A 14,154-nucleotide genomic window follows, 5' to 3' on the forward strand; every position below is an offset into this window, starting at 1 on the left:
GTCCGCTTGCTTCCCAAGATATCATTAGGTGTTTAAGACTCCATGGTTTCCATTAACTGCAGAATGGCCTGTTCGTTTTGTTCCGATATCTCCATTTCCGATTTCAAACGGTTTTCCTGAAAGAACAGCAACCGATCGCAGGCTCCGAACAAGAGCTCGTAATCGTGGGTAATGACCAGAACGGTAATACCGGTATCTGCCATTTGACGAATAAGCTTCACAACACGGCGCATGTTACGACCGTCCAGTCCTGAAGTCGGTTCGTCCAGAACAAGAAGATCCGGTCGGTTCATAAGTCCTACCGCAAATGTGAGCCGCTGCTTCTGACCGCCGGACAGCGAGGCCGGGTGGCGATCTCTGAACGCCCATAAATCCAGTTCCCTGAGCAAGCCTTCAGCTCGTCCGGCGGCGTCCTTTTCCTTCTCATGCGTTAGCATCAATTCGTTCAGGACGCTGTCGGAAAACAATTGGTAATCGCTGTCCTGAATAACGAACCACGTCCGTCCCAAGCGATTTTTGGCTTTCAGCGGTTTTTCGTCCATTGCGATCGTTCCCGCTTGTTCTTTCAACAATCCGCAAATCGTTTTGGCCAGTGTCGTTTTTCCGGTCCCATTGGGGCCGACAATGGCTGCAATCTCGCCTTTTCTCACGGAGAAGTTAATGTCATCCAGAACGGTCGGTTTGAACCGTCCGTGGGCAATCGCGACGTGGCGCAGCGACAATCGCTCCTGTGTACAGCTTTCGTTGGCTGAGGGAACGGAAGGCGCACGGACTACCGGCGAGCGGAGGCCGCGGCGCTGCCATTCTTCCGGTGCCAGTGCCATCAATTGTTCAGGCGTCCATTCCATCTCAACCTCTCCATCGCGCATGTAGACGATCCGATCGGCCAGCGGCAATAAGTAGTATAACCGATGCTCGGCAATCAAAATCGTTTTTCCGCTTCGCTTCAGTGCTGCCAGCTGATCGGCCAATTGCCGGGTCGCCGTCATATCCAGATTGGCCGAAGGCTCGTCCATGACGAACAACTCGGGGTCCACCAAGCAAGCGGAGGCTACGGCTACCTTTTGTTTTTCTCCACTGGAAAGACGATGCACCTCCTGCTTCAGAAGCCCGGTTAATTGGCTCTTTACGACCAATCGATCCACACGTGCACGAATCACTGACGGGTCCATACCGTAATTTTCCCCGCTGAAGGCGATTTCCTCCTCCACGATAGGCGCGAAAAACTGGCTGCGCGAATCCTGGAACACACTCCCGACGATGCGTCCGAAATCCCAGGGCGCCATGTCGCTCACGTCCCGCTCCCGCAACCGAACCGAACCGGTCAGCCGGCCTTCATAATGGTTCGGAATCAAACCGTTCACAATTCGGGTAAGGGTTGTCTTCCCGCTTCCGGAAGGTCCCGTTACGACGACACATTCCCCTTCATGGATCGTCAAGCTTACATTTCTCAGTTGCTCGGTGGCGTTGTCGTATTGAAAAGAGACGTTTTCGATTTCAACCAACCGTTGTTTCCGTTTCATGACAGGCCTCCGAAGTAAACTAGCGCGATTAAGCCGATGATAAACAGCATTAACACTGCGACATCCTGTCCCTGCCATACAACGGGATAGAGGCTGGTTTTCCGGCCCGGATGATCGATTCCCTTGGTCGTCGCCGACGCGGCCAACTCGTCCGATATTTTCAAGCTTCGCATCAGCAATGGGACAATCGCATATTCAAACGTGCGTAAAGGCCGCAGCCAGTTTCGCGGAGACGCTACGGACAGGCCTCTCAATCTCGCCGAAAGCTGAATGGCCTCGAACTCCGTCCGCATGACGGGAAGAAAACGCGAGCCGACGGCAAGCGCAATCAGCACTCCCATGGGGATGCGCAAGGTTCGCAGCGCAGCGATCAATTGGCCTGAGGGAGTGTTCCCCAAGGCGGAAGCCGCCATCAGCACCGGCAATAAGCGCAAGCCCAGGAAAGCGAAGAAGGAGACAAAAGTGATCAGACCGTGCGCAAAGTAAGAGCTCCATCCTTGAATCAGGAAGAAGGCAACCGCCAGCAGGCCAAACCGGACCGCGTTCTTGTACATACCTTGCACAAGCAAATATGCCGCCATAAACCCGATGATCCACAGCAACGCGTAACGGTCCGCCCAAAAGCTGACCACGCTGGCTGCGAGCAGCAATAACAATTGGGCACGCGGGTCAAACTTGATTCGTTTAAACGTCATTTGACCCGCCACCCGTCCGTGTTCATTTGCAACTGCCAAAGGCGCGCATACAGCCCTTGGCGAGACAGAAGTTCGGCGTGGGTGCCTTCTTCCGCCAGCCGGCCTTGCTCCAGCACGATGATCTTGTCCGCCTGCTGAATCGTCCTCAGTCGATGGGCGATCAAAATGACCGTTTTACCCGTCACCAATTCGTTGATCGCTTGCTGTACGGCCGCTTCGTTCTCCGGATCAAGCGAAGCCGTCGCTTCGTCCAGCAGCACGATCGAGGCGTCCTTGAGCAAAGCGCGAGCAATCGAAATCCGCTGCTTTTCCCCGCCGGACAACGTCGAACCGCCTTCTCCGACATGCGTATCGTAGCCTTGCGGCAGGCTTCGAATAAAATCATGACATTGCGCACGCTTGGCCGCATCCTCAATTTCTTCCTGAGAGGCATCCATTTTGCCGACGCGAATGTTGTTGCCGATCGTATCCTGAAACAAATAGACGTCTTGAAATACCATGGATATATGCTTCAGCAGGTGCTCCGGATTGACGCTGTTCAATGGCTGGCCGCCGATCGTGATCGCCCCTTGCTGCACATCCCAAAAACGCGCGATCAGACGCGTAACCGTACTTTTGCCGCTTCCGGAAGGGCCGACCAGCGCCGTAATCGTATTCGGTTCGATCGTAAATGACAAGTCCTTCAGCACCGGCTTGGCGGCATCGTAGCCGAACGTTACCCGTTGGAAGACAATGGGCTGGCGAGGCTGGATGGTTGCCGACCCTTGCAGCGGCCGTTCCAGTCGGACGTCCATGATTCGCTCGGCGCTAAAGGCGGAATAACGCATTTCGCCGTAATTCATCAGCACGACGGTGAGCGGCTCGAACACCTTGGTGCCGACGAGCAAAAACAACAGAAAGACGGGAAGCGAAAGGCTGCCGCCAGCGAGCAGATAACTGCCGGTCAAAATCATCAGCGTCATGCCAGAACGAGCCAGCAGCATCGCCCCCATAATCATCGGCCCCATGATGCCTTCCAGACGAATGGAGGCGCGCTTCAGCTCGTCGAAGGACTGCCGCAGCCGCTCGAATCGCCGCCCCCCCATGTTATACGCCTTGATCTCGCGAATGCCTGTCAAGTATTCCTGCAATCGGCTGGCCGCTTCGTTTTTGGCTTTCACATGCGTTTCGCTAAGCTTCGCCTGGATGGAGTCGGTCAGCCAGAGCAGCAACGCGCCGAACGGGACGGCGACGAACATCGCGATCGCCATCTGCCAATCGACAAAAAGCAGCCCGACCAATGCCAGCGTCGGCAGCACCACCGCGCTGATGAGCTGAGGCACATTATGCGAAATCGTATGCTCGACCTGCCCATAATCGCCAAGCAGCAAATTCGTCAGATCGCCCGGATCGCGCCTGCCGAAAAAACCGAGCGACAGCTGGCGGATATGCTCGGCCAAGCCTAACCGTCCCTTTGCGGCCAAGCTGTAAGCGACGCCATACGTCTTGTCATACAAGGAGGCGTAAGCGGCATATTCCACAACCAGCCAGACGAACAGGATCGCACTGACGATCCACATTCTCGCGATATTCAAGCCGGTTTCCGGTTCGACGAAAGAAACATAGATCGTGTTGAACAGGTCGACCAGCAATGCGGAGGGAACCATTTTGGCAATGCCGTCTAGCAGCGCGGCGAACGCAGGAGGAATGAGGCTTCTTGTATTTCCTCCTGAAATATTGTAAAAGTAGCGGTTCATCCCCGCAGTCCTCCCTCGACAGCGCCGGACTGGGCCGCCTGCTTGCCTTGCCCGCCCAGCCTCCAGGACGCCGCCCGCGTATGCGCCTGCCACATTTGCTCGTACAGACCGTTCGCCTCACGCAAACGATCATGCGCCCCCCGTTCCACAATTTCTCCTCGGCTGACGACCAAAATTTGCTCCGCCGCGCGAATGGTGGACAGCCGATGCGCAATCATCAACACCGTCTTTCCTTTAACGAGTTGAGCAAGCCCCTCCTGGATTTTATGCTCGTTCTCCGCGTCCGCATACGCCGTCGCTTCGTCCAACACCAAGATCGGAGCATTTTTGAGGAGCGCCCGGGCAATGGCAATCCGCTGGGCTTCTCCTCCTGACAAATAGGTGCCGCCTTCGCCGATCTTCGTCCCATAGCCTTTTTCCAGCTTTTCGATAAACTCGTGACAACAGGCCGTTCGCGCTGCGGCGATGATGTCCTCCCTGGAGGCCGAAACGTTGCCCATCCGGATGTTTTCTTCAATCGTATCGTAAAACAAGTGAACGTCCTGAAACACAAAGGAAACGAGCTCCATCAGCCGCTCCGTGCCGATGTCCCGAATGGGCACGCCGCCGATCGTAATGTCGCCCTCCTGCACGTCCCAGAAACGGAGCAGCAAGCTCGCGATCGTCGACTTTCCTCCGCCCGAAGGACCAACCAGCGCTGTCATTTCTCCCGCCTTGGCCACGAAATCGACGTCTCGCAGCACCGGCTTGTAATCCTTGCTGTCCGGCTGCTCGTAAGCGAAGGAAACATGCCGGAACGCGATATCGTAATGCTCGGGAACACGGGGAACGTCCGGTTCGGCGACCGCCGGTTCGGCGAAAACGGCCTCGATTCGCTTATTGCCCTCCACAATCTCGCGCAATCCGCTTCCGAGCTGCAGCAGCTTGAGCAGCGGGATCGACAGACTCGGACTGATCAGAAGAAACAGAATAAAGGTGAGCGCAAACGATTGATTCCCCGCCTGTCCGCTGAACAACAGAATGCCGACGGGAACGACAAACGTAAACAGCGAGATGACCATGACGAAGAACAGACTGTACGACACCTTGCACAAATAAGTAATACGCAGCGAGATATCGCGGTATTTGGTAACGGCCTGTTTGAAGGTAAGAAAGGAATCGGCGGTAATGCCGAACACTTTGACGGCCGGCATCCCCCGAACATATTCCACTCCTGTCGCGTTCATTTCCTCCACGGCAAACTGAAAGTCGCGATAGGCTTGCTGTCCGGCCTCGCTGGTGAACATCCGGGCCTGCAGCCAAAAGGAAGCAGCAATCGGAATGAGCAGGACGAGCGCCATTCGCCAATCGAGCCAGAACAAATACCCCAGCAGCAGGAACGGAATGATCGCGGCGCTGACCAGATCGGGCAGCTGGTGGGCGATAAATTTTTCGATTTTCTCCACGCTGACTTCAATTATTTTTTTTAACTCGCCCGTTGCCGTTTTCGTATGATAACCCATCGGCAATTTAGCCACATGGTCGGCCAATCGTACCCGGAGCTGATACAGAATGTTGAATGCCGCAATATGAGAGCACATGCCACTGATATATATGGAAACAAGCACCGCAATCAAGGCGATAAAGGCAAAGACTCCCCAATAAAGAAGCAAGTCCTTGTCGATGCCGGAAGGCTGGCGCGCATGCGTCAGCAATTCCTCGACGATTTTATACACCGCAATAAAAGGGGCTATCTGCAGCAAGCTGGAGAAAACGGAAAAAACGCCGGCCACGATCAACAGCCCTTTCTTCTCCCCGGCAACCTGCATCAACCCTGACATTTCCTCACTAGCTTTCATCTCAACCCACCTTACCGAGGTCCATAAGTTACTTGATCATACCGGCTTTAATAAAGTGCTTGTTAAGCAGCTTAGCCCCAAACCAACAGCCTAGCAATGTCAGCACGAACGAAAATGCCATGCTCCCGACCATCCAGGTCGGCGAATGGGCAAATGTGAGCATGTTCCCTCTCATCTCTTCATCGTACATCTTCTCGAGGTAGTCACTGCCATACACGTACACGGTGATATAGGCGCCGGTTCCGAATAACGCCCCGTACACGGCATAAGCCAGAGCTTGCCGCTTCAAGTAGCGATACTGGCTCCCGTCGCCCTTCAACAAAACCGCCTCGCCAAGCAGGCCCGCCAACATAAAAAACGGAAGCAACAGCGGAACCCCCATGATCGTATAAATGATCCCCGTCACGACGGCGAGCAGAAGCAATACGCCTCGCTTGCCGATCTTCATAGCCATGATCAAATACACGATAGCGGAGAAGAACAAGCAGACGCCGGATATGAGCGGCATCGCGGCCGTTGCCATGACCGGAGTCAGGGCAAATCCTACGATGGCGTTAACGATGTAAATTAAAACGCTAAAAACGCCAATTAAAATGTAATCTTTGCTTTTGAGTCTAGCACGCATGCACAATCGCTCCTTGACAAGATCTCTTATAGAATGAAAATCAATTTCAATCAGAGTCATCATCTCATAACCCTGCAAATGGGAGAAACCCAAATCCGGAGCATGTAATACGGATTCGGATTATTTTTCATCCCTTGCGGGAAATGACTTTTGGCATTCGGAAGGGGTGATCCCATATTTGCGTTTGAAATATTCGGCGAAATGTCCGGCTTTTCCGAAACCTGCTTCATGAGCGGCAGCCGTAACCGTTCGCTTCCCCTCCTGTAACAGCAAGCAAGCCACTTCCAGCCTTCTGTCGATCACATAGGCGTGGACGGACATGCCAAACAACTGCTTAAATCCTTTTTTTAGCTTGAATTCGTTTAGGGCAACCAATCTGGTAAGCGCACTAAGGCCGGGAGGCGAAGCCAAATTTGCATCCAGCAGTTGTTTCGCCTGATACAAGCTGGCGATATCGCTTCGGGTCAGGCCGGGCTGTACCGGACCTGTTTCACGTTCCAGAACCATCTCGTTTAGGTATACGGAAGTCAATTCCATTGCTTTGCCTGTTAAGTACATTCGCTTGATTGCGCCTTGGTACGGGCACTGGATCATCTCCCGAACGAGCCGCTTCAACCCGGGCGTTGCTTGACGATTGGCGAACATTTTGGGATTTCGCGTCAAAGCGGCAAGCCAATCGTCCAGCGGAAGCTGCCATTCCTCCTTCAGCTTGGCTGGGGCCAGCTTGACGGTTAATCCCTTGAACAATCGTCCCGAATCGTATTGGCAACTGCTCGCGGCCTCCATATTGGCAAACGCTATAACCTCCCCATTGCCAAGCTCCAATTCCTCCTTGTTTCCTTCCACGCGCCACCGAATGCCCTCGCCCAGGCAAAATCCGAGATTGACGCTTTCTTCCCTCTCTATGCTGCTTAAGGTGATTGTCCGCTCAAAACAAGCCTCGCTTAACGCAAGCTCGACATGCGGCTGCAGCCGCATGTGTTGCCAGTATCCGTTTCCCATCGCCTGCGGAACCCGGACAGTTCGCTCGAACCTCTCGATTGGTTCCGACTCGTTCGTGCGATACAGCTGGTTCAAACGGGTGGTTAATGGGCATTGCCTGTCGTGGGGGTTCATAATTTCATACCAGGATGTTGCGTTTGCCATGTAATCTCCTTTCCTCTCTTGATATAAGTGTAATTATTACTATTTAATGGCTGAGTATAGCTGACGATTACGCGTGCAGCAGATGCAACCGTTTGACATTTCCACCAGCTTCTCTTCCGTGCGGCTAAGCCCACCACCGTCGCGAACCCAATCGGCATCGATATTAACTTCGCTCAAATCGTTGACGATGACCGCCACTTGGAGTCCTTCCCGTTTTGATAGATGGAGCTTCTCCCTTCGACAAATGCAGTCACGTCTTCCGAAAGGCGAATCGTCTTAATGGTAGTTTTCTAGTAAACGTATCGTTTGATCCGACAGTATCATGTGGACTTTCTTTCTACGGAATGCTGCACTCCATACAGTAACCAAACACATCGAGCTGATAATTCACCAAATGAAAACGTTGCGGAAGCGGAAGCTCCACTTGAGCCGGATTAAAATCGACCATAATTGTTTTTTCGCAATCCATGCAAATAAAATGGAATTGAGGCTGTTCCCGATCGATGAACCGATAACGGACTTCATTTGCCATCGCAAATGTTTCAATGAATCGAAGCTTGCTGTACAGTTTCAAATTTTGATACACGGTGCCGTAGCTCAAACCCTGAAACTCTTTTTCCATCGTTTGATGCAGCTCCATCGCGGTGAACGGACGTTCGAAGCGCAAGATCAGATCGAGCATCACTTTCCGCTGAGCGGTAATTCGAAATCCATGCTGGAGCATATGGTTCAGCAACTCATCCAGTTGCTCTTTCTTTTGCATGTCGGATAGTCACCTGCCTGCCGCAAGCATGATGATTCCTGTTGAAACGAGAGACGTAAGCGCTTGTTTGCCGGCCAACGAAGAAGCAAACGACCAGCCGAGTTCCTTTCTTACGGTCCATAATGTCATCAGACAAGCGGTCAACGTAGAAGCCAGGTATACCGGCACAAACACTTGACCCGCATGCAGCGACTGCAAGTACACCGGAGCGGCAAGCCTGCCCGATGTTCCGCTCCGTAATTGCGTATGCAAAGCGCCGACGAAACGTTCGACGCCCAAATCGTGCAGCGCACATCCCATCCCGATTCCCCCAGCGCCTCCTCCCATAATCAGACAATCGTAGCCACTCAATCCGTGCACCTCTTTTGGCTAATAGCAATTATTACTATTGATTCCCGTGAATCGACTGCTATCTTTAACTGTATAAGGATAATTATAGGATCCGACCATTTAATTAATCGTAATTATTACAATTAATTAACAGTGTACTCTACTCGACAATGGATGTCAAATTGATCGACAACATTCCCCAATTCTCTTGAATGTAAGAAATCCACCATACAAAAAGCCCGACATATTCGTCGGGCCATCCTCCGAGCATAAGCCGTTTCCGGTATTCGGAGGGCAACGAGCTCCCCCGCCGGCCCAATGCCTGTGAGGGAGCTCGCGTTTTTTCTGATCAGCATGCAAAAAATTAAAAGATTGTCGGTACCATTCCGCCATCTATGCGGATCGGGGATCCTTTGAAGGCGGAGGCCATTGGGCTGCAAATGAAAGCAGTCAATCGGCCGATCTCCACTGGTCTGATAAACCGCCCGATTTCGGATTGAGGCAGGTTTTTCGTCATAAAGTCTTTCTCTTTAGCCTCGAAGGTCATCTCTTCGTTCGAATACATGCTCTCGATGATCTCCAGCACGTTCTCGGAGAGGGTCGGTCCCGGCAGGATCGTGTTCACTGTAACTTCAGCGCCGCGGGTCAGCTTGGACAAGCTCTTGGACAATGACAACAGCATGGACTTGGTCACACCGTATTGAGGCATCTGTCCGGAAGGCATAACAGCTTCCTCACTCGCGATGAAGATCATACGGCCGTAATCCCGACTCAGCATGGAAGGCAAATAAAACTTGCTTAAGGCGTTGGCGGCGAGAAAGTTCGTGCGGAAGTACTTCTCCCATACGGCATCGTCTACGTTGTTATAGGACATGATCTCATAGATGCCCATGCTGTTGACGAGGATATCGACGTGGGGGAAACTCGCGAATAAAGCTTCTCTTTGCCGCGAATCGACGAGATCGGCGGTTGCATTTCGAGGCTCCGTTTCCGGGAATGCCGCTTGGATCTCAGCTACCGTACGCTCTACGTCGTCGTTGTTACGACCATTTATGAGAACATGAACGCCTTCCCTGGCAAGTTCAAAGGCAATCGCTTTTCCTATGCCTCTAGTTGATCCCGTTATTAAAGCTGTCTTATTCTTTAATCCCATATCCATCTGCCTGCACTCCTTGTGTCTAGGATAGGGATCATGATACATCTTTTCGTCTATTCGGTAACTAGCACGGAACGCCAATTTTCTTGTGTGACGCGCCAATTGGCAGGAGTCTCCCCTGTCCACGCGCGAAACGCGCGATAAAACGAATTTGGGTCCTCATAGCCGACGAGAAAAGCGACCTCTTTGATCTCCAGCGCAGGGTTTGCCAAGTAAGCGACGGCCATCTCCCGCCTCGTTTTCGCCAGCAGTTGATTAAAGCTTTCGCCTTCTTCCGCCAGCCTTCGCTGCAAGCTGCGCTCGCTCATCCTTCAGACTAGTCCAGAAACCTGGCGCGATCTTGATGCGGTCTGCGGAAGGAGCGTTCATGGCTGTCGACCTCCAAGGACAAAGTCAAATGGCAATCATCCACGATACCGTGGACCATTGATTCTTCTGATTATAGCCTAACCGTACGGGACGAGGCCACCCGGTTCATTCCTTTGCGGTGGCCTCATGATCTATTTTTCTGCTTTATCGTTAAACACTCCCGCCAAGAAATTCATGGCTATAGATTTCAGATATTTTCTCCAGCACATGCTGAGCATGCTCTGTAAACTTCACGTCCGCAATCCGATCTTTGAACAGAAACACACCGGTCTCATTGCTGTTTTTGCCCAGAGCTCCCTCATATAATAGGTTGGCTCCATGAGCAGGCGGAGAGGAAAAAAACTTCATAAACAGTTCAAACCCTGCGGTCAGTCCGGAATCTTTTCCTTTTCTTAGCGTATTGTTAATGCCCGGGTCAACGCTGCGGATCTTGATGCCTTCCTTGGCAAGCTGCGGTGCGACGGCTTGAGTCCACAACGAAAGAGCCAGCTTTGAAGTCGCGTAGGGTCCATACATTTTGCGGAAGGTTTTAGGATGCTCCAATTTTTCGATCGTAAACTCCTTCGTAAATCTAAACACCTGCGACGAAGTGTTAATCACCGTTTTTAAACTGCCGTTCTTCAGCAGCTCCTTCAATTCCATCAGAATAATATAAGGAACGACCGTCAACAACTCATAATGCAGTTCGCGGCCTTGTTTCGAATAGCGCAGCTCGCTTAAGCCTCCTCCAGCGTTGTTAAACAAAATATCGATCCGCTGTTCCTTGCTTCTGATTTCTTCCAAAGCGTGTCTCAAGCTGTCATATTCGGTGAGATCCTTCACTTTATAGGCTCGGAGCCGTCCGTCCTTGAGATGATTTTGGAGGAATCTATCGTCCGCTGGAAAATCCGACCGGTTCAAAGCAACCACCTGCCAGTTCTCCGACAGCATTTTCCGGGTCAATGCCAACCCGATCCCGTTACTTGCGCCTGTAATCAGTGCAATATGTTCTCGTTGGTTCTTACTCAATGCATGTCCTCCTTCATTCAGAATTTCAGATCTGGGAGCCGCCTCCGTCGACAGGGAACTCAGCCCCGGTGGTATAGGTGGCCTCAAATGCCAGGAATGCAGCAGCCTTGGCGACCTCAACTGGATCGCCTAAACGCAGCATTGGGATCTGCTGTCTCATCTGTGCCTTTGTCTGCTTGGCAGCTTCTTCCGGCATTGACTTTTCCATGATGCCTGTGTCAATAACGCCGGGACTGACTGCGTTGACGCGAATATTTCGAGGTAATAACTCGCGGGCCAGACCTCGAGTCATGGAGCGCAGCGCCGCCTTACTAGCTGCGTAAGCACTGAGCATTGGGAGACCCACTACGTTCACGATTGAGGTCGTAAGGACTACCCCGCTACCTGAGCCCAACAGCGGAGCGAGTTTCTGCACGGTAAAGTACGGTCCTTTGGCATTGACTGTAAGTATCTCGTCGTACTTTTCTTCTGTCATTGTCTCGAAAGGGACAAACCCCGTGACGCCAGCGTTAACGAACAGGGCATCTATTGTTCCAAATTCAGCCTTCACTCGATCAGCTAACGCGGCGATATCCTTCAATGAGGCGGCATCGCTTATGACCGCGATTGCGCTGCTGCCGAGTTGTGCACGAGCCGCATCCAACGTCGCCTGAGTACGTCCAGTAATCAGAACGTGTGCGCCTTCATCCACTAGCAGCTTCGCCGTCGCAAGGCCGATTCCGCTGCTGCCTCCTGTGATCACGACCTTTTTGTCAGAGAATTTGCCCTTACTGAATAATTCCATTTAAGTCGTCCTCCTTTTGTATAATCCGTAATCGGATAATTAGATACAGGAGCGATTATACAGCAATGAATTTAATAAGTAAACAAAATTAATTAATTTAGTTCATTTAATCAATTTCATACATAAAGCGCAGCAAATTTGTTATAATGTGTTTTGTAGGCATCAAAGGGAGGTACTTATCCGTGAGAAAAGCTGTGAGTGTAGACTCATATGTAGGAAAAATAAAGCCCATTATAAGAAAAACAAAATTCAGCCAACTGAAGGTCGACGACCTCGCAAAATATATGGATATCAGCAAAGTGACACTTTATAAGCATTTTTCCTCCAAAGACGACATCATCGAACACGTCGTGGATTATTACATTGATTATTCGAAGAAGGCTGACACTGTAGTCAAAGACGATTCCGTCTCTTTTTTGGATCGTTTTCAATTAACATTTTTACAATCCTTGATGTGTGCCGCATATATCTCTGATTTGTTCTTGCAAGATCTTAAGGAATTTTATCCACACCATTTTGAGAATCTGTCCATTGCCCTACAAAATCGGAATAAAAGCTTGCAAACTTTTTTTGAATCCGGTATGGAGCAACAGATTTTTAACAGATTAAATGCCGTGTTGTTTATGGTTCAAGATGACGCTGTGCTGCGACGCTTTATCGAGCCGTCCTTTTCGATTCAGTATGATATCACTTTGAAACAAGCGATTTTGGATTTCTACTACATGAAGCAGTATCAATTGCTAAAACCTGAATATCTGAAGATCATAGACAATTCCAATATGGAAAGGAAGATCGTTAACATTTTGCAAGCCATTTCATAAGTGAAGGGCCATATCCGTTTCTGTTGTGTTTCGCTGAACGTAGAGAGGTCGAAGGACGTCAAGAAAAAGGAATGCCCCTTGAGGAATCCAGCACCTTCTAAGGCTGAATTGAACGCTTCGCGGCCTTGACTCGCTTAAGATGAAATTGGACCAAAGAAAGCAGCCGCACAGTTAGGCGTGTCCTATGGTACGTTGCAGGATTGGAGAAAACTTAGAACCCTGCACGGCGACGGAGCGTATATCGGGAGCGGACGAGCTTATGCATCTGCCGAAAAAACTGCGAGTGAACTCGAATTAGAAAGAGAAATCAATGAGTTTTTATCGTGTCTACGCTTTCAATATGCTCTAACCGATAATGCAAGGCGACACGGCGCCGCCTATCGCCCCTTCCATAACCTTCAAAAGCGAGTAGATCACTGACAAGTTATCGACAGAAAACCATATATTCTGATTTTAGATCACTATGTTATATTGAATGACTTTCAATCAAATATTCCGAAGATCCAGAAAATAAAAGCGCGTGAGGAATAAACAAAGGGGCCAACCTTTTTAGCTCGCCCCCCATCCTATTAATGATTAGCCTCTCAATTTCGCTCCCGCTCAAGCCCTTGTCGATCCACGCGCTGGCTCTCGATTAACTGCATAACCCACGTTTCATCAAATCGAAGCTTTTCCAGCCGATGCCGGAAGAAGATCTGAATATATTTCTGCTCCCCCCCAGGAATCCGTTCGTCTTTGCTAGCATATTCCAACCGTTCTTCCTCGTGACGGATTTCATAACGCAGGTAATCTTTGTATTGATGCAAAATTAAAAACTGTAATTCCTTGCTGATCAGTTCAAAATTTTTCAGTTTCGTATAAAAATGCAGCTCGTAATCCGGCGAATATGGAATCGGTTCTTCCATCAACCGAAAAAAACGTATTCTACCTTCGTCCGTAAGTTTATAAGTCTTTATTTTTTTCCCTTTTCCTTGTTTGGAACCCTCCGGTTGCTCATCGGGAACCTGTTCGATCAGCCCGTCCGCAAGCATGCCGTGGATCAGCGGATAAATCGCCCCCCAGCTGACTTTTCGCGTAGGACCAACGATTCCGTTCAAAATCTGATGCAGCAAATAGCCGTGCATCGGGTTATTCATCAATTCGCCGAGTATGAACAATTCGTACAAACGAATGGCCCCCCTTGTAGGTTTTACTGCTTTTAAGCAAACAACAGTATAACATACGGCTGCCTGAAGTCATAACCACCGGCTTAGCCGGTGGCTTCCATCAGCCCTATAAGGGCATGGTACTAGCAAGCGCCTAAGAAGGCGCCCTGAAAGTCTGCCAACCGCGAGCGGTCTCGGGCTTGCCCCTTAAAGGG

At 50.9% G+C, this 14,154-nt stretch carries 13 protein-coding genes and 2 pseudogenes; 1 reads left to right on the forward strand and 14 read right to left on the reverse strand.

The window, feature by feature from the left end; translation table 11 throughout:
- Window positions 1-32 precede the first annotated feature (32 nt).
- From ACFO3S_RS26885 to ACFO3S_RS26945, 13 genes and pseudogenes are all read right to left on the reverse strand, one after another.
- Window positions 33-1,523 (reverse strand): ABC transporter ATP-binding protein, encoded by a 1,491-nt coding sequence (locus tag ACFO3S_RS26885; protein ID WP_378102593.1) that lies wholly within the window; start codon window positions 1,521-1,523, stop codon window positions 33-35.
- Window positions 1,520-2,218, reverse strand: a complete 699-nt coding sequence (locus ACFO3S_RS26890; protein ID WP_378102595.1) for an energy-coupling factor transporter transmembrane component T family protein — start codon at window positions 2,216-2,218, stop codon at window positions 1,520-1,522. The genes ACFO3S_RS26885 and ACFO3S_RS26890 overlap by 4 nt, the downstream gene beginning before the upstream one ends.
- Window positions 2,215-3,954, reverse strand: coding sequence for an ABC transporter ATP-binding protein (locus ACFO3S_RS26895; protein WP_378102598.1), 1,740 nt, complete (start codon window positions 3,952-3,954; stop codon window positions 2,215-2,217). The genes ACFO3S_RS26890 and ACFO3S_RS26895 overlap by 4 nt, the downstream gene beginning before the upstream one ends.
- Window positions 3,951-5,792: an ABC transporter ATP-binding protein gene (locus tag ACFO3S_RS26900; RefSeq protein WP_378102601.1), complete on the reverse strand. Its 1,842-nt coding sequence runs from the start codon at window positions 5,790-5,792 to the stop codon at window positions 3,951-3,953. The genes ACFO3S_RS26895 and ACFO3S_RS26900 overlap by 4 nt, the downstream gene beginning before the upstream one ends.
- 28 nt (window positions 5,793-5,820) lie before the next feature.
- Window positions 5,821-6,417 carry an MptD family putative ECF transporter S component gene (locus ACFO3S_RS26905; protein WP_378102604.1) on the reverse strand — a complete coding sequence of 199 codons (597 nt, stop codon included), beginning with the start codon at window positions 6,415-6,417 and terminating at the stop codon, window positions 5,821-5,823.
- A 120-nt stretch (window positions 6,418-6,537) separates the two neighbouring features.
- A complete protein-coding gene (locus ACFO3S_RS26910) occupies window positions 6,538-7,563 on the reverse strand; it encodes a helix-turn-helix transcriptional regulator (RefSeq protein WP_378102607.1) in 1,026 nt (341 codons plus the stop codon).
- A 42-nt stretch (window positions 7,564-7,605) separates the two neighbouring features.
- Window positions 7,606-7,785 (reverse strand): annotated as a pseudogene (locus ACFO3S_RS26915) (GTP-binding protein); the annotation flags it as partial.
- A 115-nt stretch (window positions 7,786-7,900) separates the two neighbouring features.
- On the reverse strand, window positions 7,901-8,326 hold the full coding sequence (locus tag ACFO3S_RS26920) for a Fur family transcriptional regulator (RefSeq protein WP_378102610.1): 426 nt from the start codon (window positions 8,324-8,326) through the stop codon (window positions 7,901-7,903).
- A 9-nt stretch (window positions 8,327-8,335) separates the two neighbouring features.
- Entirely contained in the window at window positions 8,336-8,677 is a 342-nt protein-coding gene (locus ACFO3S_RS26925) for a hypothetical protein (protein WP_378102613.1), read from the reverse strand.
- Between the two features lie 343 nt (window positions 8,678-9,020).
- Window positions 9,021-9,815, reverse strand: coding sequence for an SDR family NAD(P)-dependent oxidoreductase (locus ACFO3S_RS26930; protein WP_378102615.1), 795 nt, complete (start codon window positions 9,813-9,815; stop codon window positions 9,021-9,023).
- Between the two features lie 50 nt (window positions 9,816-9,865).
- Window positions 9,866-10,120: pseudogene (locus ACFO3S_RS26935) on the reverse strand (helix-turn-helix transcriptional regulator); the annotation flags it as partial.
- A gap of 211 nt (window positions 10,121-10,331) precedes the next feature.
- Window positions 10,332-11,189, reverse strand: a complete 858-nt coding sequence (locus tag ACFO3S_RS26940; protein ID WP_378102618.1) for an SDR family NAD(P)-dependent oxidoreductase — start codon at window positions 11,187-11,189, stop codon at window positions 10,332-10,334.
- 25 nt (window positions 11,190-11,214) lie between these two features.
- Window positions 11,215-11,973: an SDR family oxidoreductase gene (locus ACFO3S_RS26945; protein WP_378102620.1), complete on the reverse strand. Its 759-nt coding sequence runs from the start codon at window positions 11,971-11,973 to the stop codon at window positions 11,215-11,217.
- 182 nt (window positions 11,974-12,155) lie between these two features.
- Here ACFO3S_RS26945 and ACFO3S_RS26950 point away from each other — a divergent pair, with 182 nt between their 5' ends.
- A complete protein-coding gene (locus ACFO3S_RS26950; protein ID WP_378102622.1) occupies window positions 12,156-12,794 on the forward strand; it encodes a TetR/AcrR family transcriptional regulator in 639 nt (212 codons plus the stop codon).
- 584 nt (window positions 12,795-13,378) lie between these two features.
- Here the strand turns inward: ACFO3S_RS26950 and ACFO3S_RS26955 are convergent.
- Window positions 13,379-13,960 carry a PadR family transcriptional regulator gene (locus ACFO3S_RS26955; RefSeq protein WP_378102625.1) on the reverse strand — a complete coding sequence of 194 codons (582 nt, stop codon included), beginning with the start codon at window positions 13,958-13,960 and terminating at the stop codon, window positions 13,379-13,381.
- Window positions 13,961-14,154 lie beyond the last annotated feature (194 nt).

Source organism: Cohnella hongkongensis, from assembly GCF_042654645.1.
Taxonomy (GTDB): domain Bacteria; phylum Bacillota; class Bacilli; order Paenibacillales; family Paenibacillaceae; genus Cohnella; species Cohnella hongkongensis.

Bases quoted from the DNA above. Each gene is read 5' to 3' on its own strand.
- ACFO3S_RS26885 (WP_378102593.1), bottom strand. From the start codon at position 1,523: ATGAAACGGAAACAACGGTTGGTTGAAATCGAAAACGTCTCTTTTCAA.
- ACFO3S_RS26890 (WP_378102595.1), bottom strand. From the start codon at position 2,218: ATGACGTTTAAACGAATCAAGTTTGACCCGCGTGCCCAATTGTTATTG.
- ACFO3S_RS26895 (WP_378102598.1), bottom strand. From the start codon at position 3,954: ATGAACCGCTACTTTTACAATATTTCAGGAGGAAATACAAGAAGCCTC.
- ACFO3S_RS26900 (WP_378102601.1), bottom strand. From the start codon at position 5,792: ATGAAAGCTAGTGAGGAAATGTCAGGGTTGATGCAGGTTGCCGGGGAG.
- ACFO3S_RS26905 (WP_378102604.1), bottom strand. From the start codon at position 6,417: ATGCGTGCTAGACTCAAAAGCAAAGATTACATTTTAATTGGCGTTTTT.
- ACFO3S_RS26910 (WP_378102607.1), bottom strand. From the start codon at position 7,563: ATGGCAAACGCAACATCCTGGTATGAAATTATGAACCCCCACGACAGG.
- ACFO3S_RS26920 (WP_378102610.1), bottom strand. From the start codon at position 8,326: ATGCAAAAGAAAGAGCAACTGGATGAGTTGCTGAACCATATGCTCCAG.
- ACFO3S_RS26930 (WP_378102615.1), bottom strand. From the start codon at position 9,815: ATGGATATGGGATTAAAGAATAAGACAGCTTTAATAACGGGATCAACT.
- ACFO3S_RS26945 (WP_378102620.1), bottom strand. From the start codon at position 11,973: ATGGAATTATTCAGTAAGGGCAAATTCTCTGACAAAAAGGTCGTGATC.